The 13,025-nt window shown below is 64.0% G+C and carries 12 protein-coding genes; 6 read left to right on the forward strand and 6 right to left on the reverse strand.

Features of this window, described 5'->3' with window-relative positions; genetic code table 11:
• Positions 1–63 precede the first annotated feature (63 nt).
• On the reverse strand, positions 64–1,908 hold the full coding sequence (locus A6723_RS14170) for a sodium:proton antiporter (RefSeq protein WP_054907396.1): 1,845 nt from the start codon (positions 1,906–1,908) through the stop codon (positions 64–66).
• Between the two features lie 88 nt (positions 1,909–1,996).
• On the opposite strand from A6723_RS14170, the gene xerD reads away from it, so the two are divergent.
• The 5 genes from xerD (at position 1,997) to A6723_RS14195 (ending at position 7,265) form a co-directional block, all read left to right on the forward strand.
• Entirely contained in the window at positions 1,997–2,893 is an 897-nt protein-coding gene (gene xerD, locus A6723_RS14175; protein ID WP_054907397.1) for a site-specific tyrosine recombinase XerD, read from the forward strand.
• Between the two features lie 250 nt (positions 2,894–3,143).
• Positions 3,144–3,872: a thioredoxin fold domain-containing protein gene (locus tag A6723_RS14180; RefSeq protein ID WP_024766889.1), complete on the forward strand. Its 729-nt coding sequence runs from the start codon at positions 3,144–3,146 to the stop codon at positions 3,870–3,872.
• Positions 3,873–4,046: 174 nt separating this feature from the next.
• Positions 4,047–5,351 carry a homoserine dehydrogenase gene (locus A6723_RS14185; protein ID WP_024766890.1) on the forward strand — a complete coding sequence of 435 codons (1,305 nt, stop codon included), beginning with the start codon at positions 4,047–4,049 and terminating at the stop codon, positions 5,349–5,351.
• 51 nt (positions 5,352–5,402) lie between these two features.
• A complete protein-coding gene (gene thrC, locus A6723_RS14190) occupies positions 5,403–6,812 on the forward strand; it encodes a threonine synthase (protein WP_038803287.1) in 1,410 nt (469 codons plus the stop codon).
• 171 nt (positions 6,813–6,983) lie between these two features.
• Positions 6,984–7,265, forward strand: a complete 282-nt coding sequence (locus tag A6723_RS14195; protein ID WP_045210456.1) for a DUF3509 domain-containing protein — start codon at positions 6,984–6,986, stop codon at positions 7,263–7,265.
• Between the two features lie 245 nt (positions 7,266–7,510).
• Here A6723_RS14195 and A6723_RS14200 read toward each other — a convergent pair whose 3' ends face one another.
• The 5 genes from A6723_RS14200 to A6723_RS14220 all read right to left on the reverse strand — a co-directional run bounded on the left by A6723_RS14200 (position 7,511) and on the right by A6723_RS14220 (position 12,394).
• Positions 7,511–8,212 (reverse strand): ABC transporter ATP-binding protein, encoded by a 702-nt coding sequence (locus A6723_RS14200; RefSeq protein ID WP_054907398.1) that lies wholly within the window; start codon positions 8,210–8,212, stop codon positions 7,511–7,513.
• Between the two features lie 3 nt (positions 8,213–8,215).
• Positions 8,216–8,983, reverse strand: coding sequence for a high-affinity branched-chain amino acid ABC transporter ATP-binding protein LivG (livG, locus tag A6723_RS14205; protein ID WP_054907399.1), 768 nt, complete (start codon positions 8,981–8,983; stop codon positions 8,216–8,218).
• Positions 8,980–10,236, reverse strand: coding sequence for a high-affinity branched-chain amino acid ABC transporter permease LivM (locus A6723_RS14210; protein WP_054907400.1), 1,257 nt, complete (start codon positions 10,234–10,236; stop codon positions 8,980–8,982). The genes livG and A6723_RS14210 overlap by 4 nt, the downstream gene beginning before the upstream one ends.
• The gene (gene livH, locus A6723_RS14215) at positions 10,233–11,156 is read right to left on the reverse strand and encodes a high-affinity branched-chain amino acid ABC transporter permease LivH (protein WP_024766895.1); all 924 of its coding nucleotides are present in this window, start codon (positions 11,154–11,156) and stop codon (positions 10,233–10,235) included. Before livH ends, A6723_RS14210 begins: the two co-directional genes overlap by 4 nt.
• Positions 11,157–11,272: 116 nt before the next feature.
• Positions 11,273–12,394, reverse strand: a complete 1,122-nt coding sequence (locus A6723_RS14220; protein WP_024766896.1) for a branched-chain amino acid ABC transporter substrate-binding protein — start codon at positions 12,392–12,394, stop codon at positions 11,273–11,275.
• A 309-nt stretch (positions 12,395–12,703) separates the two neighbouring features.
• Between A6723_RS14220 and A6723_RS14225 the strand changes: the two genes are divergently transcribed.
• Positions 12,704–13,021 carry a DUF2288 domain-containing protein gene (locus A6723_RS14225; protein ID WP_054907401.1) on the forward strand — a complete coding sequence of 106 codons (318 nt, stop codon included), beginning with the start codon at positions 12,704–12,706 and terminating at the stop codon, positions 13,019–13,021.
• Positions 13,022–13,025 lie beyond the last annotated feature (4 nt).

The raw sequence follows: 13,025 nt of genomic DNA on the forward strand, positions 1-13,025 counted from the left end.
GCAATCATTGTCTGTCAGACATATTCTGTCACCAACCGTAAGATAGGGTGACGTAGCCAGTCGTCAGGTTCTTGCGACTTGTGCCGTTTCATTCCTACTCGACGACCCTTCAGCTACTTCCTCGATCAGCGAAATCACCGTCCACCCCGTGTCGGGCGTCAGCGGACGCTCGGGGCTGGCAATGTGCAGGCGGCCATTCGGGTCCTTGGCGAACAGCAGAAGCGCACGGCCTTCGTGCAGCGCCTGATAGTCCTCCCAGCCAAAGTTCTCGCTCAGTAGCGTCGAGCGGATTTCCGCGCCGCGAGCGATAAGGCCTGCCATCTGTGGATAAGTGATCGTCGATTGCCCCAGCGGTCGGCCGCGATGGCGGTCGCTGACCCGATGCTTCTCGCTGCGCCTGCTGTCCTGGCTGCTGGGCAGGATGAAGCGCTGGCGCGGGTTGAACTCGTGGCGGAAGCTCATGCACATCAGCGCATTGAGTTCGGCATTGGGCGACAAGGCCAGCAGATGCCCCAGGCCGATCAGGTCCAGGTGCGCCTCGGCGTGCTGCGAGGCCGGGTTGCCGAAGTAGGTGGGCAGGTTGTCCATGCGCGCGGCGCGGGTGTTCTCCCAGCTCGAGTCGGTGAGCAGTACCTCCACGCCGGCGTTCTGCAGGCCGGTGCCGATGGCGCGGGCCACCGGGTTGGCGCCGATGATGAGGAAGCCGGTGGGCACCGGCTCGGCAACTTTCAGCAGACGGGCCAGCGGTCGTGCGGTGGCGCTTTGCAGGATCACCGTGCCGATGATCACCAGGAAGGTCAGTGGCACCAGCACGCCGGCCTGGGCATGGCCGGCTTCCTGCAGGCGGATGGCGAAGATCGCCGAGACCGCCGCGGCGACGATTCCCCTTGGTGCAATCCAACTCAGCAGCGCCCGTTCCCGCCAGTTCAGTGTTGACCCGGCCGTGGCGATCAGCACGTTCAGCGGCCGTGCGACGAACTGGATCAGCACCAGCACCAGCAGCGCGATCGGCCCGAGGCCGAGCAGGGCGGGCAGGTCCAGCCGCGCGGCAAGCAGCACGAACAGGCCGGAAATCAGCAGGACACTGAGGTTCTCCTTGAAGTGCAGGATGTGCCGCACGTCGACGCCCTGCATGTTGGCCATGCGCAGGCCCATCACGGTGACGGCGAGCAATCCTGACTCGGACATCACGGTGTTGGACAGGACGAACACGCCAAGGACGACCGACAGCGATGCCAGGTTGTGCAGGTAGTCCGGCAGCCAGTGGCGACGCAGCGCTACGCCCAGCGCCTGGCCGCCGAGCAGGCCGAAGAGAATGCCGCAACCGATCACGCTGATGAAGGTCAGCAGGCTGTCCGTCCACCCGGAGCCTGCGTCGCTCGCGGCGATGAAGGTGTAGACCACCACGGCGAGGATGGCGCCGATGGGGTCGATGACGATGCCCTCCCAGCGCAGGATGTTGGCGATGGTGGCGTTGGGGCGGACCACACGCAGCATCGGCACGATCACGGTGGGGCCGGTCACCAGGGTGAGCGTGCCGAACAGCAGCGCCATCTCCCAGGTGAAGTCCAGCAGGTAGTGAGTGGCCAGGGCAATCACGCCCCAGGTGACCAGGGCGCCGATGGTCACCATGCGGCGTACCACGGTGCCGATTTCCTTCCACTCGTCCAGGTGCAGGGTCAGGCTGCCCTCGAACAGCACCAGGGCTACCGCGAGGGAGACCACAGGGAACAACAGCGGGCCGAACAACGCTTCGGGCGACAGCACGTGCAGGATCGGGCCAACCAGGATGCCGCTCAACAGCAGGAAGAGAATCGCCGGCAGACGCAGGCGCCAGGCCAGCCATTGGCTGAGGAGGGCGGCGATGCCGATACCGGCGAAGGCGTAATAGGTGCTGTGTTCGTCCATGGACCGTCCGAGGCTGTGCAGCAGTGGTGAGGGGGATGGTGTCTATGAAAGACTACCGGCGCCGCTTTTTCCTTTGTACTGGCTTGAAATGACTCCGATTGCTCATCCCCTGATCGACCGCTTTCTCGATGCCCTCTGGCTGGAGAAGGGGCTCTCCGACAACACCCGCAGTGCGTATGGGAGCGATCTCGCCCTGTTCAACGGCTGGCTGGACCAGCGCGGCGTGGTGCTGGAGGCGGCTGGTCGCGACGTGATCCTCGATCATCTGGCCTGGCGCCTGGGCGAGGGCTACAAGGCGCGCTCCACGGCACGCTTCCTGTCGGGCCTGCGTGGCTTCTACCGCTACTACCTGCGCGAGGGCCTGATCGCCGAAGACCCGACGCTGCTGGTGGACCTGCCGCAACTGGGCAAGCCGCTGCCCAAATCGCTGTCGGAGGCGGATGTGGAGGCATTGCTGGCGGCGCCGGAGACCGATGATCCGCTCGGGCTGCGTGATCGCACCATGCTCGAGGTGCTGTATGCCTGCGGCCTGCGGGTCAGTGAGCTGGTTGGCCTGACCCTGGAGCAGGTGAACTTGCGCCAGGGGGTGGTGCGTGTGCTCGGCAAAGGCAGCAAGGAGCGCCTGGTGCCGCTGGGTGAAGAGGCGATCCGCTGGATTGAGCGCTATGTCCGCGAGGCCCGCGGTGATCTGCTGGCCGGACGGCCCAGCGACGTGCTGTTCCCCAGCCTGCGTGGCGAGCAGATGACCCGGCAGACCTTCTGGCACCGTATCAAGCTGCACGCGAGGGTGGCCGGCATCGGCAAGAGCCTGTCGCCGCACACCTTGCGCCACGCGTTTGCCACCCATCTGCTCAATCACGGCGCTGACCTGCGCGTGGTACAGATGCTGCTGGGGCATAGCGATCTGTCGACCACGCAGATCTACACGCACATTGCCCGTGCACGTCTGCAGGACCTGCACGCCCAGCATCACCCCCGTGGATGAGCTTCTCCAGCGCTGCTAGACATCCTTCGAACTGTGCGGCCTCACGCCAGTGTCCAGGGTGATCTTGTAGGAGCGAGCTTGCTCGCGAACAGCCGGAAGCGGTACGGGCCAGTAAGGTTCGCGAGCAAGCTCGCTCCTACAGAAAAGCCACGGAAGCCGATAAGACCGCCGAAGCTTCCCGCTACAGCCTTTGGCTCGGTCTTGCCGGCCCGGTGTGATAGTCTTCGCCGACTGACATCAGGAGTTTTCCATGCGTTTGTCTCGACTTCTGGCTGGTATGGCTATCGGCCTCGCCAGCACCCTCGCCCTGGCCGCCGAACCGGACCAGGCGATCCGCACCACCCTGCAATCCCTGCAGCCTGACCTGCCCATCGAGAATATCTCCAAGGGTCCCCTGGATGGCATCTACCAGGTGCAACTCAAGGGCGGCCGTATTCTTTACGCCAGCGCCGACGGCCAGTTCGTCGTCCAGGGCAATATCTACCAGGTGAAGGACGGCAAGCCGACCAACCTGACCGAGAAGGCCGAGAGCGCCGGCGTGGCCAAGACCATCAACGCCATCGCCGCCAAGGACATGGTCGTGTTCCCGGCCAAGGGCGAGACCAAGGCGCACATCACCGTCTTCACCGACACCACCTGCCCGTACTGCCAGAAGCTGCACGCCGAAGTGCCGGAACTGCAGAAGCGCGGTATCGAGGTGCGCTACCTGGCCTTCCCGCGCCAGGGGCCGAACTCGCCAGGCGATGCGCAGCTGCAGGCCGTGTGGTGTTCGAAGGACCGCCAGTCGGCCATGAGCGACATGTTCCACGAGAAGGAAGTGAAGGCCGCCAAGTGCGATAACCCGGTGGATGCGCAGTTCGCCCTGGGCCAGATGGTCGGTGTGCAGGGCACCCCGGCGATCATCCTCGCTGATGGCACCATGCTGCCGGGCTACCAGCCGGCTGGCCAGATCGCCAAGCTGGCGCTGGAAGCCAAGTAAGCCGCGGCTTGCGCTCTGATTGACTAATGCGGAACCGCTTCGTAATGTTCGGTTCCTTTTGACTAGGGAACAGGCGCCTCGCCTGTTCTGACTTGGTGCCTGCTGCCGTGCCCGCCTCGTTGCGGGCATCGGCGTCTCAGGTACCCCGATGCTGTAATCATGGGGAGTTTCAGCGTGAAACCGGTGAAAGTGGGAATCTGTGGGTTGGGGACCGTCGGTGGCGGTACCTTCAATGTACTCAAACGCAACGCCGAGGAGATTGCCCGCCGTGCCGGGCGTGGTATCGAGGTTGCGCAGATTGCCGCCCGTCGCCCCAATCCGAAGTGTGAAACCGGCAGTACCCCCATTACCGCCGATATCTTCGACGTGGCAAACAACCCGGAAATCGACGTCGTCATCGAGCTGATCGGTGGCTACACCCTGGCCCATGAACTGGTGCTCAAGGCCATCGAGAACGGCAAGCACGTGGTCACCGCCAACAAGGCGCTGATCGCCGTGCACGGCAACGAGATCTTTGCCAAGGCCCGCGAGAAGGGCGTCATCGTTGCCTTCGAAGCCGCCGTGGCCGGTGGCATCCCGGTGATCAAGGCGATCCGCGAGGGCCTGGCCGCCAACCGCATCAACTGGCTGGCCGGCATCATCAACGGCACCGGCAACTTCATCCTCACCGAGATGCGCGAGAAAGGCCGTGCCTTCGCCGACGTGCTGAAGGAAGCCCAGGCGCTGGGTTATGCCGAAGCCGATCCGACCTTCGACGTCGAAGGCATCGACGCCGCGCACAAGCTGACCATCCTGGCGTCCATCGCCTTCGGCATCCCGCTGCAGTTCGACAAGGCCTACACCGAAGGCATCACCCAACTGACCACCGCCGACGTGAACTACGCCGAGGCGCTGGGCTACCGCATCAAGCACCTGGGCGTCGCCCGCCGTACCGACAAGGGTATCGAGCTGCGCGTACACCCGACCCTGATCCCGGCCGACCGCCTGATCGCCAATGTGAATGGCGTGATGAACGCGGTCATGGTCAACGGCGATGCCGCCGGTTCGACGCTGTTCTACGGCGCCGGCGCTGGCATGGAGCCCACCGCTTCCTCGGTGGTCGCCGACCTGGTGGACGTGGTTCGCGCCATGACCGCCGACCCGGAGAACCGCGTGCCGCACCTGGCCTTCCAGCCGGACTCGCTCTCCGACCACCCGATCCTGCCGATCGACGCCTGCGAAAGCGCCTACTACCTGCGCATCCAGGCCAAGGACCATCCGGGCGTACTGGCCCAGGTGGCGACCATCCTCTCCGAGCGCGGCATCAACATCGAATCGATCATGCAGATGGAAGTCGAAGAGCATGACGGTCTGGTGCCGATGATCCTGGTTACCCACCGCGTGCTCGAGTCCCGCATCATCGAAGCCATCGCCGCGCTGGAAGCGCTGGATGACGTCGTCGGCAATGTCGTACGCATCCGCGTCGAACAACTGAACTGAATCGACTGCGGCGGCGCCTGCGCGCCGCCGCCAACCCGAAGGTTTCACAACATGCGTTACATCAGTACCCGCGGCCAGGCGCCTGCGCTGAACTTCGAAGACGTGCTGCTGGCTGGCCTGGCCAGCGACGGCGGCCTCTACGTGCCGGAAAACCTGCCGCGCTTCACCGTCGAGGAGATTGCCTCCTGGGCCGGCCTGCCTTACCACGAGCTGGCTTTCCGCGTGATGCGCCCGTTCGTTGCCGGCAGCATTTCCGATGCCGACTTCAAGAAGATCCTCGAGGAGACCTACGGCGTCTTCGCCCACAACGCCGTGGCGCCGCTGCGCCAGCTCAACGGCAACGAGTGGGTGCTGGAGCTGTTCCACGGCCCGACCCTGGCCTTCAAGGACTTCGCCCTGCAACTGCTCGGCCGCCTGCTCGACCACGTGCTGACCAAGCGCGGCGAGCGCGTGGTGATCATGGGCGCCACCTCCGGCGACACCGGCTCGGCCGCCATCGAGGGCTGCAAGGCCTGCGAGAACGTCGATATCTTCATCATGCACCCGCACAACCGTGTGTCCGAGGTGCAGCGCCGGCAGATGACCACCATCCTCGGCGAGAACATCCACAACATCGCCATCGAAGGCAACTTCGACGACTGCCAGGAAATGGTCAAGGCCAGCTTCGCCGACCAGGGCTTCCTGAAAGGCACTCGCCTGGTGGCGGTGAACTCGATCAACTGGGCGCGGATCATGGCCCAGATCGTCTACTACTTCCACGCCGCCCTGCAGCTCGGTGCGCCGGCACGTTCCGTGGCCTTCTCGGTGCCCACCGGCAACTTCGGCGACATCTTCGCCGGCTACCTGGCGCGCAACATGGGCCTGCCGGTCAGCCAACTGATCGTCGCGACCAACCGCAACGACATCCTGCACCGCTTCATGTCCGGCAACCGCTACGACAAGGACACCCTGCACGCGTCGCTGTCGCCGTCCATGGACATCATGGTCTCGTCCAACTTCGAGCGCCTGCTGTTCGACCTGCACGGCCGCAACGGCAAGGCTGTCGCCGAGCTGATGGACAACTTCAAGGCCACCGGCAAGCTGGCCGTCGAGGATGACCGCTGGACCGAAGCCCGCCGCCTGTTCGATTCGCTGGCGGTGAGCGACGAGGAAACCTGCGAGACCATCGCCCAGGTCTACGCCGAGTCCGGCGAGTTGCTGGACCCGCACACCGCCATCGGCGTGCGCGCCGCTCGCGAGTGCCGCCGCAGCCTGGCGGTGCCCATGGTCACCCTGGGCACCGCGCATCCGGTCAAGTTCCCGGAAGCGGTGGAGAAGGCCGGCATCGAGGCCGTCCCGGCGCTGCCGGCGCACCTGACCGACCTGTTCCAGCGCGAAGAGCGTTGCACCGTTCTGCCGAACGAGCTGGCCAAGGTTCAGGCCTTCGTCAGCGCCCACGGCAACCGTGGCAAGCCGCTCTAAAACGCGGCTCGTTGTCCGGAAAAGCCCGCCAATCGGCGGGCTTTTTCATGCCCGCATGAACGGGCTGCGAAACATGCCGTCATGACCAACGGTACTGAAACTCGCGAACTTTATCGCCGAACGTGCGGTCTTCTTCCTGTGTTTTTTCATTTCGCAACAAGGAGATACGACATGGACCGGCTAAGCGCCCTGCTGACCGAGACCTTCGCTCCCTACGCTCCCTCCCTGGGCCCGGCACGCCCCGACGGCGGCCGAATTCTGACCCTCACCAACGACGAAGGAGACGTGGTACTGCGGCGAGTCATCGAGGGCCAGCACCTGGCCGACCATGACCAGAGTGCAGAAGCGGTGCAGACCATCCGCCGCGACCTGCTGATCTCCGAGGGCCGGATGGAGGACGACGTGGTCTCCCAATTGCGCCAGCGCGCACAGGTGCTGAGCTACGGCACCTGATCGCCAGTCAACGAAAACGCCGCCCAGTGGGCGGCGTTTTCGTTTCTGCAGCTCGGCTCGTCCAGGTTAGTGAGGCGAGGGTGGCTGAATCGGCAGGGGAGTGGCAGGAGCGAGCTTGCTCGCGAATGGATTCCCCTTCGGCGCCGTCGTTGGGGGTGATTCGCGAGCAAACTCGCTCCGACAGGCTCCATTCAGGCCGCCATAAAAAACGGCCCCGAAGGGCCGTTTTCCTGGCAGCGCGAGGATCAGCCGCCGAGGTACGCGTCGCGCACCTTGGGGTTCACCAGCAGGTTGGCGCCGGTGTCCTGCATGACGATGCGACCATTCTCCAGCACGTAGCCGCGGTCAGCGAGCTTGAGCGCCTGGTTGGCGTTCTGCTCGACGAGGAAGACGGTGACACCTTCCTGGCGCAGCTGTTCGACGATGTCGAAGATCTGCTGGATGATGATCGGCGCCAGGCCCAGGGACGGCTCGTCGAGCAGCAGCAGCTTGGGCTTGCTCATCAGCGCACGGCCGATGGCGAGCATCTGCTGTTCGCCGCCGGACATGGTGCCGCCGCGCTGGTTGAAGCGTTCCTTCAGGCGCGGGAACAGGGCCAGGACCTTGTCCATCTGCTCCTGGTAGTCACCCTTGCTGGTAAAGAAACCGCCCATGACGAGGTTCTCTTCCACGGTCAGGCGGGCGAACACGCGGCGGCCTTCCGGCACGACGGCGATGCTCTTGCGCATGATCACGGAGGATTCCTTGCCGACCAGCTCCTCGCCCATGTAGGTGATGCTGCCCGAGGAGGCGCGCGGCGAACCGCACAGGGTCATCAGCAGGGTCGACTTGCCGGCGCCGTTGGCACCGATCAGGGTGACGATCTCGCCCTGCTGGACTTCCATGCTGACGTCGTGCAGCGCCTGGATCTTGCCGTAGAAGGTGGAAACCTTGTCGAACTTCAGCATGACTCAGGACTCCCCCAGATAGGCTTTGATCACATCCGGGTTGCCGCGGATTTCCTCCGGGGTGCCGTCCGCCAGGGGAGTGCCCTGGTTGATCACGTAGATATGGTCGGAAATGCTCATCACCAGCTTCATGTCGTGCTCGATGAGCAGGACGGTGACGCCGTGCTCGGAGCGCAACATGGCGATCAGCGCCTTGAGGTCCTCGGTTTCCCGCGGGTTCAGGCCGGCCGCCGGTTCGTCCAGCATCAACAGCTGCGGTCGGGTCATCATGCAGCGGGCGATCTCCAGGCGGCGCTGCTGGCCGTAGGCGAGGGTGCCCGCCGGGCGGTTGGCGATGTCCTTGAGATTGACGATTTCCAGCCAGTGCGAGGCGTAGTCCAGGGCCTCGGCTTCCGCGCGACGGAAGGCCGGGGTCTTGAGCAGGCCGGCGAGGAAGTTGGTATTGATGTGCCGGTGTTGCGCCACCAGCAGGTTCTCTACCGCGGTCATTTCCTTGAACAGGCGTACGTTCTGGAAGGTCCGCACCACGCCCTTGTGGGCGATCTTGTGGCCCGGCAGGCCCTGGATGGGCTCGCCGCGCAGCAGGATCTCGCCACCGGTGGGGGCGTAGAAGCCGGTCAGGCAGTTGAACACGGTGGTCTTGCCGGCGCCGTTGGGGCCGATCATCGAGATCACCTGTTTTTCCTGGACCTTCAGGGCCACGTTGTTGACGGCCAGCAGCCCGCCGAAGCGCATGGTGAGGCCGGATACTTCAAGAATCGGTCGGCTCATTTGCGCAACTCCAGGTGCGGGCGCTGCATGGGCAGAAGCCCCTGCGGACGCCAGATCATCATCAGCACCATGAGGGCGCCGAACATCAGCATGCGGTACTCGCTGAACTCACGCATCAGTTCGGGCAGCAGGATCATCACTACGGCGGCCAGGATGACGCCGAGCTGGGAACCCATGCCACCCAGCACCACGATGGCGAGGATGATGGCCGATTCGATAAAGGTGAACGACTCCGGGGTGACCAGGCCCTGGCGCGCGGCGAAGAAGCTGCCGGCAAAACCGGCGAAGCAGGCGCCGAGGGTGAAGGCGGAGAGCTTGATCAGCGTCGGGTTGAGGCCCAGCGCACGGCAAGCGATCTCGTCTTCGCGCAGGGCTTCCCAGGCGCGCCCCAGGGGCATGCGCAGCAGGCGGTTGATGACGAACAGCACCAGCAGCACCAGCAGCAACGCGACCAGGTAGAGGAACACGACCTTGTAGTTCGAGTTGTAGGCGATGCCGAAGAACTCGTGGAAGGTCTGCATGCCCTCGGGGGCGCGGCGCTCGAAGGTCAGGCCGAACAGGGTCGGCTTGTCGATGTTGCTGATGCCGTTGGGGCCGCCGGTCAACTCGGTCATGTTGCGCAGCAGGATGCGGATGATCTCGCCGAAGCCCAGGGTCACGATCGCCAGGTAGTCCCCGCGCAATCTCAACACCGGGAAGCCGAGGATGAAGCCGAAGAACGCAGCCATCAGGCCGGCAATCGGCAGGCACACCCAGAAGCCCAGGCCGTAGTAGTGCGACAGCAGCGCGTAGCTGTAGGCGCCCACGGCATAGAAGCCGACGTAGCCGAGGTCGAGCAGGCCAGCCAGGCCCACCACGATGTTCAGGCCCAGGCCCAGCAGCACGTAGATCAGGATCAGGGTGGCGATGTCCACCGCGCCGCGCGAGCCGAAGAACGGCCAGGCGAGGGCGACGACGATCAGGCCCATGATGATCTTGCGTTGCACGGAGGCGTGGGTCAGGCGTTCGGCCAGACGGGTATGCGGATGCGACAGGGCTTGCTTGACGCTGCCGCCGAAGGCGAAGCGGTCACGCACCAGCTGCCAGACGAACATCAGCACGGCACAGGCGGCGATGGTCCACAACCGGGTGGGGCTGACGTTCTCCAGTTGCAGGCCGATGCCGATCACGCTGAGCTTCAGGCCCAGCACCGGGTAGGCCACGGCCATCACCAGCAGGGCGCTGAAGAAGGCGGTCTTGAGTTTCCGAGTCATACCTTTTCCACCTCCGGGCGACCGAGCAGGCCAGTGGGGCGGAAGAGCAGCACGAGCACCAGCAGGGTGAAGGCCACCACGTCCTTGTACTGGTCACCGAACACGTCGGCGCCAAAGGCTTCGGCCACGCCCAGCACCAGGCCGCCGAGCATGGCGCCCGGGATGCTGCCGATGCCGCCCAGCACCGCGGCAGTGAATGCCTTGATGCCGGCGAGGAAGCCGATGTGCGGGTTGATCACGCCGTATTGCAGGCCCAGCAGCACCGCGGCCACGGCGGCCAGGGTGGCGCCGATGACGAAGGTCAGGGCGATGATGTTGTTGGTGTTGATGCCCAGCAGGTTGGCCATCTTCAGGTCCTCGGCGCAGGCGCGGCAGGCGCGGCCCAGGCGGGAGCGGGAGATGAACATGGACAGGCCGTACATGGTCAGCAGGGTGACGATGAAGATCAGCACCTGCATGTACGAGATGGTCACGCCGGTCATTTCGTCGGCGCCGATCACGAAGTTGCCCGGCAGCAGGTTGGGGATTGCCTTGTCCTTGGAGTCCTGGGCGAGTAGCACTTCGTTCTGCAGGAAGATCGACATGCCGATCGCGGAGATCAGCGGAATCAGCCGGTTGCTTCCGCGCAGGGGCCGATAGGCGATCCGCTCGATGCTGTAGCCGTAAGCGCTGGTGACGATGATCGCCGCGGCGAAGGTGCAGATGATGACGACAGGAAGACTCACGATTCCCATCATCGCCAGCCCCGTGATCACGATGAAGGCCACGTACGAGCCAATCATGTACACCTCGCCATGGGCGAAGTTGATCATGCCGATGATGCCGTAGACCATGGTGTAGCCAATGGCGATCAGGGCATAGGTGCTGCCGACGGTGAGGCCGTTGATCAGCTGTTGCAGGTAGTGATAGAGCTCAGGCATTACCTAACTCCTCGGGCGTCGCGTGAAGCGGCGCTTGTGGCGCGACGGACCCCCGGAATACTCGGATAAACAAAGCCCACTGCGTGGGCAGTGGGCTTTGTGTGGCGGCGGGTGGCTTACTTGGCTTCGGTCTTGGTGCCGTCCTTGTGCCACTGGTAGACCACGAAGTTGAAGTTCTTCAGGTCGCCCTTCTCGTCGAAGGCCAGGTCACCGGTCGGGGTCGCGAAGGTATTGGCGCGCAGAGCGGCGGCTACCTTGTCGGTGTCCTCGCTGCCGGCTTTCTTGATGCCTTCGGCGATGACCTGGACCGCGGCGTAGGCCGGGAACACGAACGGACCGCTCGGGTCTTCGTTCTTGGCCTTGAAGGCGTCAACCAGGGCCTGGTTCTTCGGATCCTGGTCGAAGGACTTCGGCAGGGTCACGTACAGGCCTTCGGAAGCCGGGCCGGCGATGGCGGAGATTTCCTTGTTACCCACGCCTTCCGGGCCCATGAAGCCGACTTTCAGGCCTTTCTCGGCAGCCTGGCGCAGGATCAGGCCCAGTTCCGGGTGGTAGCCGCCGTAGTAGACGAAGTCGACCTTGGCCTGCTTGAGCTTGGCGATCATCGCGGAGAAGTCCTTGTCGCCGGCGTTGATGCCTTCGAACAGGGCGACCTTGATGCCGGCGCCTTCCAGGGTCTTCTTCACGGCAGTGGCGATGCCTTCGCCGTACTGCTGCTTGTCGTGGATCACGGCCACGGTCTTGGGCTTGATGTGCTCGGCGATGAACTTGCCGGCGGTCGGGCCCTGCAGGCTGTCCAGACCGATGGTGCGGAAGATCAGCTTGTAGCCGCGGGAAGTGATGTCCGGGCTGGTGGAGGCGGCGGTGATCATCAGCACGCCTTCGTCTTCGTAGATGTCCGAAGCCGGTTGAGTGGAGCTGGAGCACAGGTGGCCAACGACGAACTTGACGCCATCGTTGACGATCTTGTTGGCAACGGCCACGGCTTGTTTCGGGTCGCAAGCGTCGTCGTAGACCACGCCTTCGAGTTGCTTGCCGTCGACGCCGCCGGCCTTGTTGATCTGCTCAATGGCCATTTTCGCGCCAATGAACTGCATCTCCCCATACTGGGCGACTGCGCCGGTCACCGGGCCGGCCAGAGCGATCTTGATGGTGTCGGCGGCCATGGAGAAGCTGGCAACGCCGGCCAGAGCCATGGCGGTGAACAGCTGGGAAAGACGCTGAGTACCCTTTTTCATAGTGCTCCACTCTTCTTGTGTTTTCGTTTTTGTAGTCCTGGTGGCCGAAGGGCTACCGGACCGGGATTGCCCCGGACAGGCCCACCGGCAACTGTACCGGTACAGTGTAGAGTGCCGCCGGACCGCTTGAAAAGCGGGGGGCGGACAGCCGATTGTGGGCATGTCGCAAGATTGAAACAAACGTACAGAAAAACGGCGCCTTCCGACTTATCCCCATGGGTTTTCCGTCACCATGGAAAACGCCGTCCGAACCTTGCCTGGCGCGGTCTCGGCGCTATCATGGCGCCGTTCGTTTACCAGGTGAGATCCATGACAGAAGAAGCTAGCACCCTCTATGCCAAGTTGCTTGGCGAAACCGCGAAGATTTCCTGGCAGGAACTCGCGCCCTTCTTTGCCCGCGGCAACCTGCTCAAGGTCGCGGGTTCTGCCGATCTGGTGGAGGTCGCGATGGGCGTGGCCGAGGACGACAGGGCGAAGGTATCGGCCTGGCTGGCCAGTGGTGAGCTGAGCAAGGTCGACGAAAAGCTGGCGCAGGATTTTCTCGACCGCGACCCGGAGCTCTGGGCGGTAGTGATCGCCCCCTGGGTGCTGGTACAAGAAAGAGTTCGAAAAGAGTCCGTGCACTGACACA

Source organism: Pseudomonas sp. AU11447, assembly GCF_001672555.2.
GTDB classification, from domain to species: Bacteria; Pseudomonadota; Gammaproteobacteria; order Pseudomonadales; family Pseudomonadaceae; genus Pseudomonas; species Pseudomonas nitroreducens.

Bases quoted from the DNA above. Each gene is read 5' to 3' on its own strand.
- xerD (WP_054907397.1), top strand. From the start codon at position 1,997: ATGACTCCGATTGCTCATCCCCTGATCGACCGCTTTCTCGATGCCCTC.
- livG (WP_054907399.1), bottom strand. From the start codon at position 8,983: ATGAGCCGACCGATTCTTGAAGTATCCGGCCTCACCATGCGCTTCGGC.
- A6723_RS14170 (WP_054907396.1), bottom strand. From the start codon at position 1,908: ATGGACGAACACAGCACCTATTACGCCTTCGCCGGTATCGGCATCGCC.
- A6723_RS14225 (WP_054907401.1), top strand. From the start codon at position 12,704: ATGACAGAAGAAGCTAGCACCCTCTATGCCAAGTTGCTTGGCGAAACC.
- A6723_RS14195 (WP_045210456.1), top strand. From the start codon at position 6,984: ATGGACCGGCTAAGCGCCCTGCTGACCGAGACCTTCGCTCCCTACGCT.
- A6723_RS14210 (WP_054907400.1), bottom strand. From the start codon at position 10,236: ATGACTCGGAAACTCAAGACCGCCTTCTTCAGCGCCCTGCTGGTGATG.
- thrC (WP_038803287.1), top strand. From the start codon at position 5,403: ATGCGTTACATCAGTACCCGCGGCCAGGCGCCTGCGCTGAACTTCGAA.
- livH (WP_024766895.1), bottom strand. From the start codon at position 11,156: ATGCCTGAGCTCTATCACTACCTGCAACAGCTGATCAACGGCCTCACC.
- A6723_RS14200 (WP_054907398.1), bottom strand. From the start codon at position 8,212: ATGCTGAAGTTCGACAAGGTTTCCACCTTCTACGGCAAGATCCAGGCG.
- A6723_RS14220 (WP_024766896.1), bottom strand. From the start codon at position 12,394: ATGAAAAAGGGTACTCAGCGTCTTTCCCAGCTGTTCACCGCCATGGCT.
- A6723_RS14180 (WP_024766889.1), top strand. From the start codon at position 3,144: ATGCGTTTGTCTCGACTTCTGGCTGGTATGGCTATCGGCCTCGCCAGC.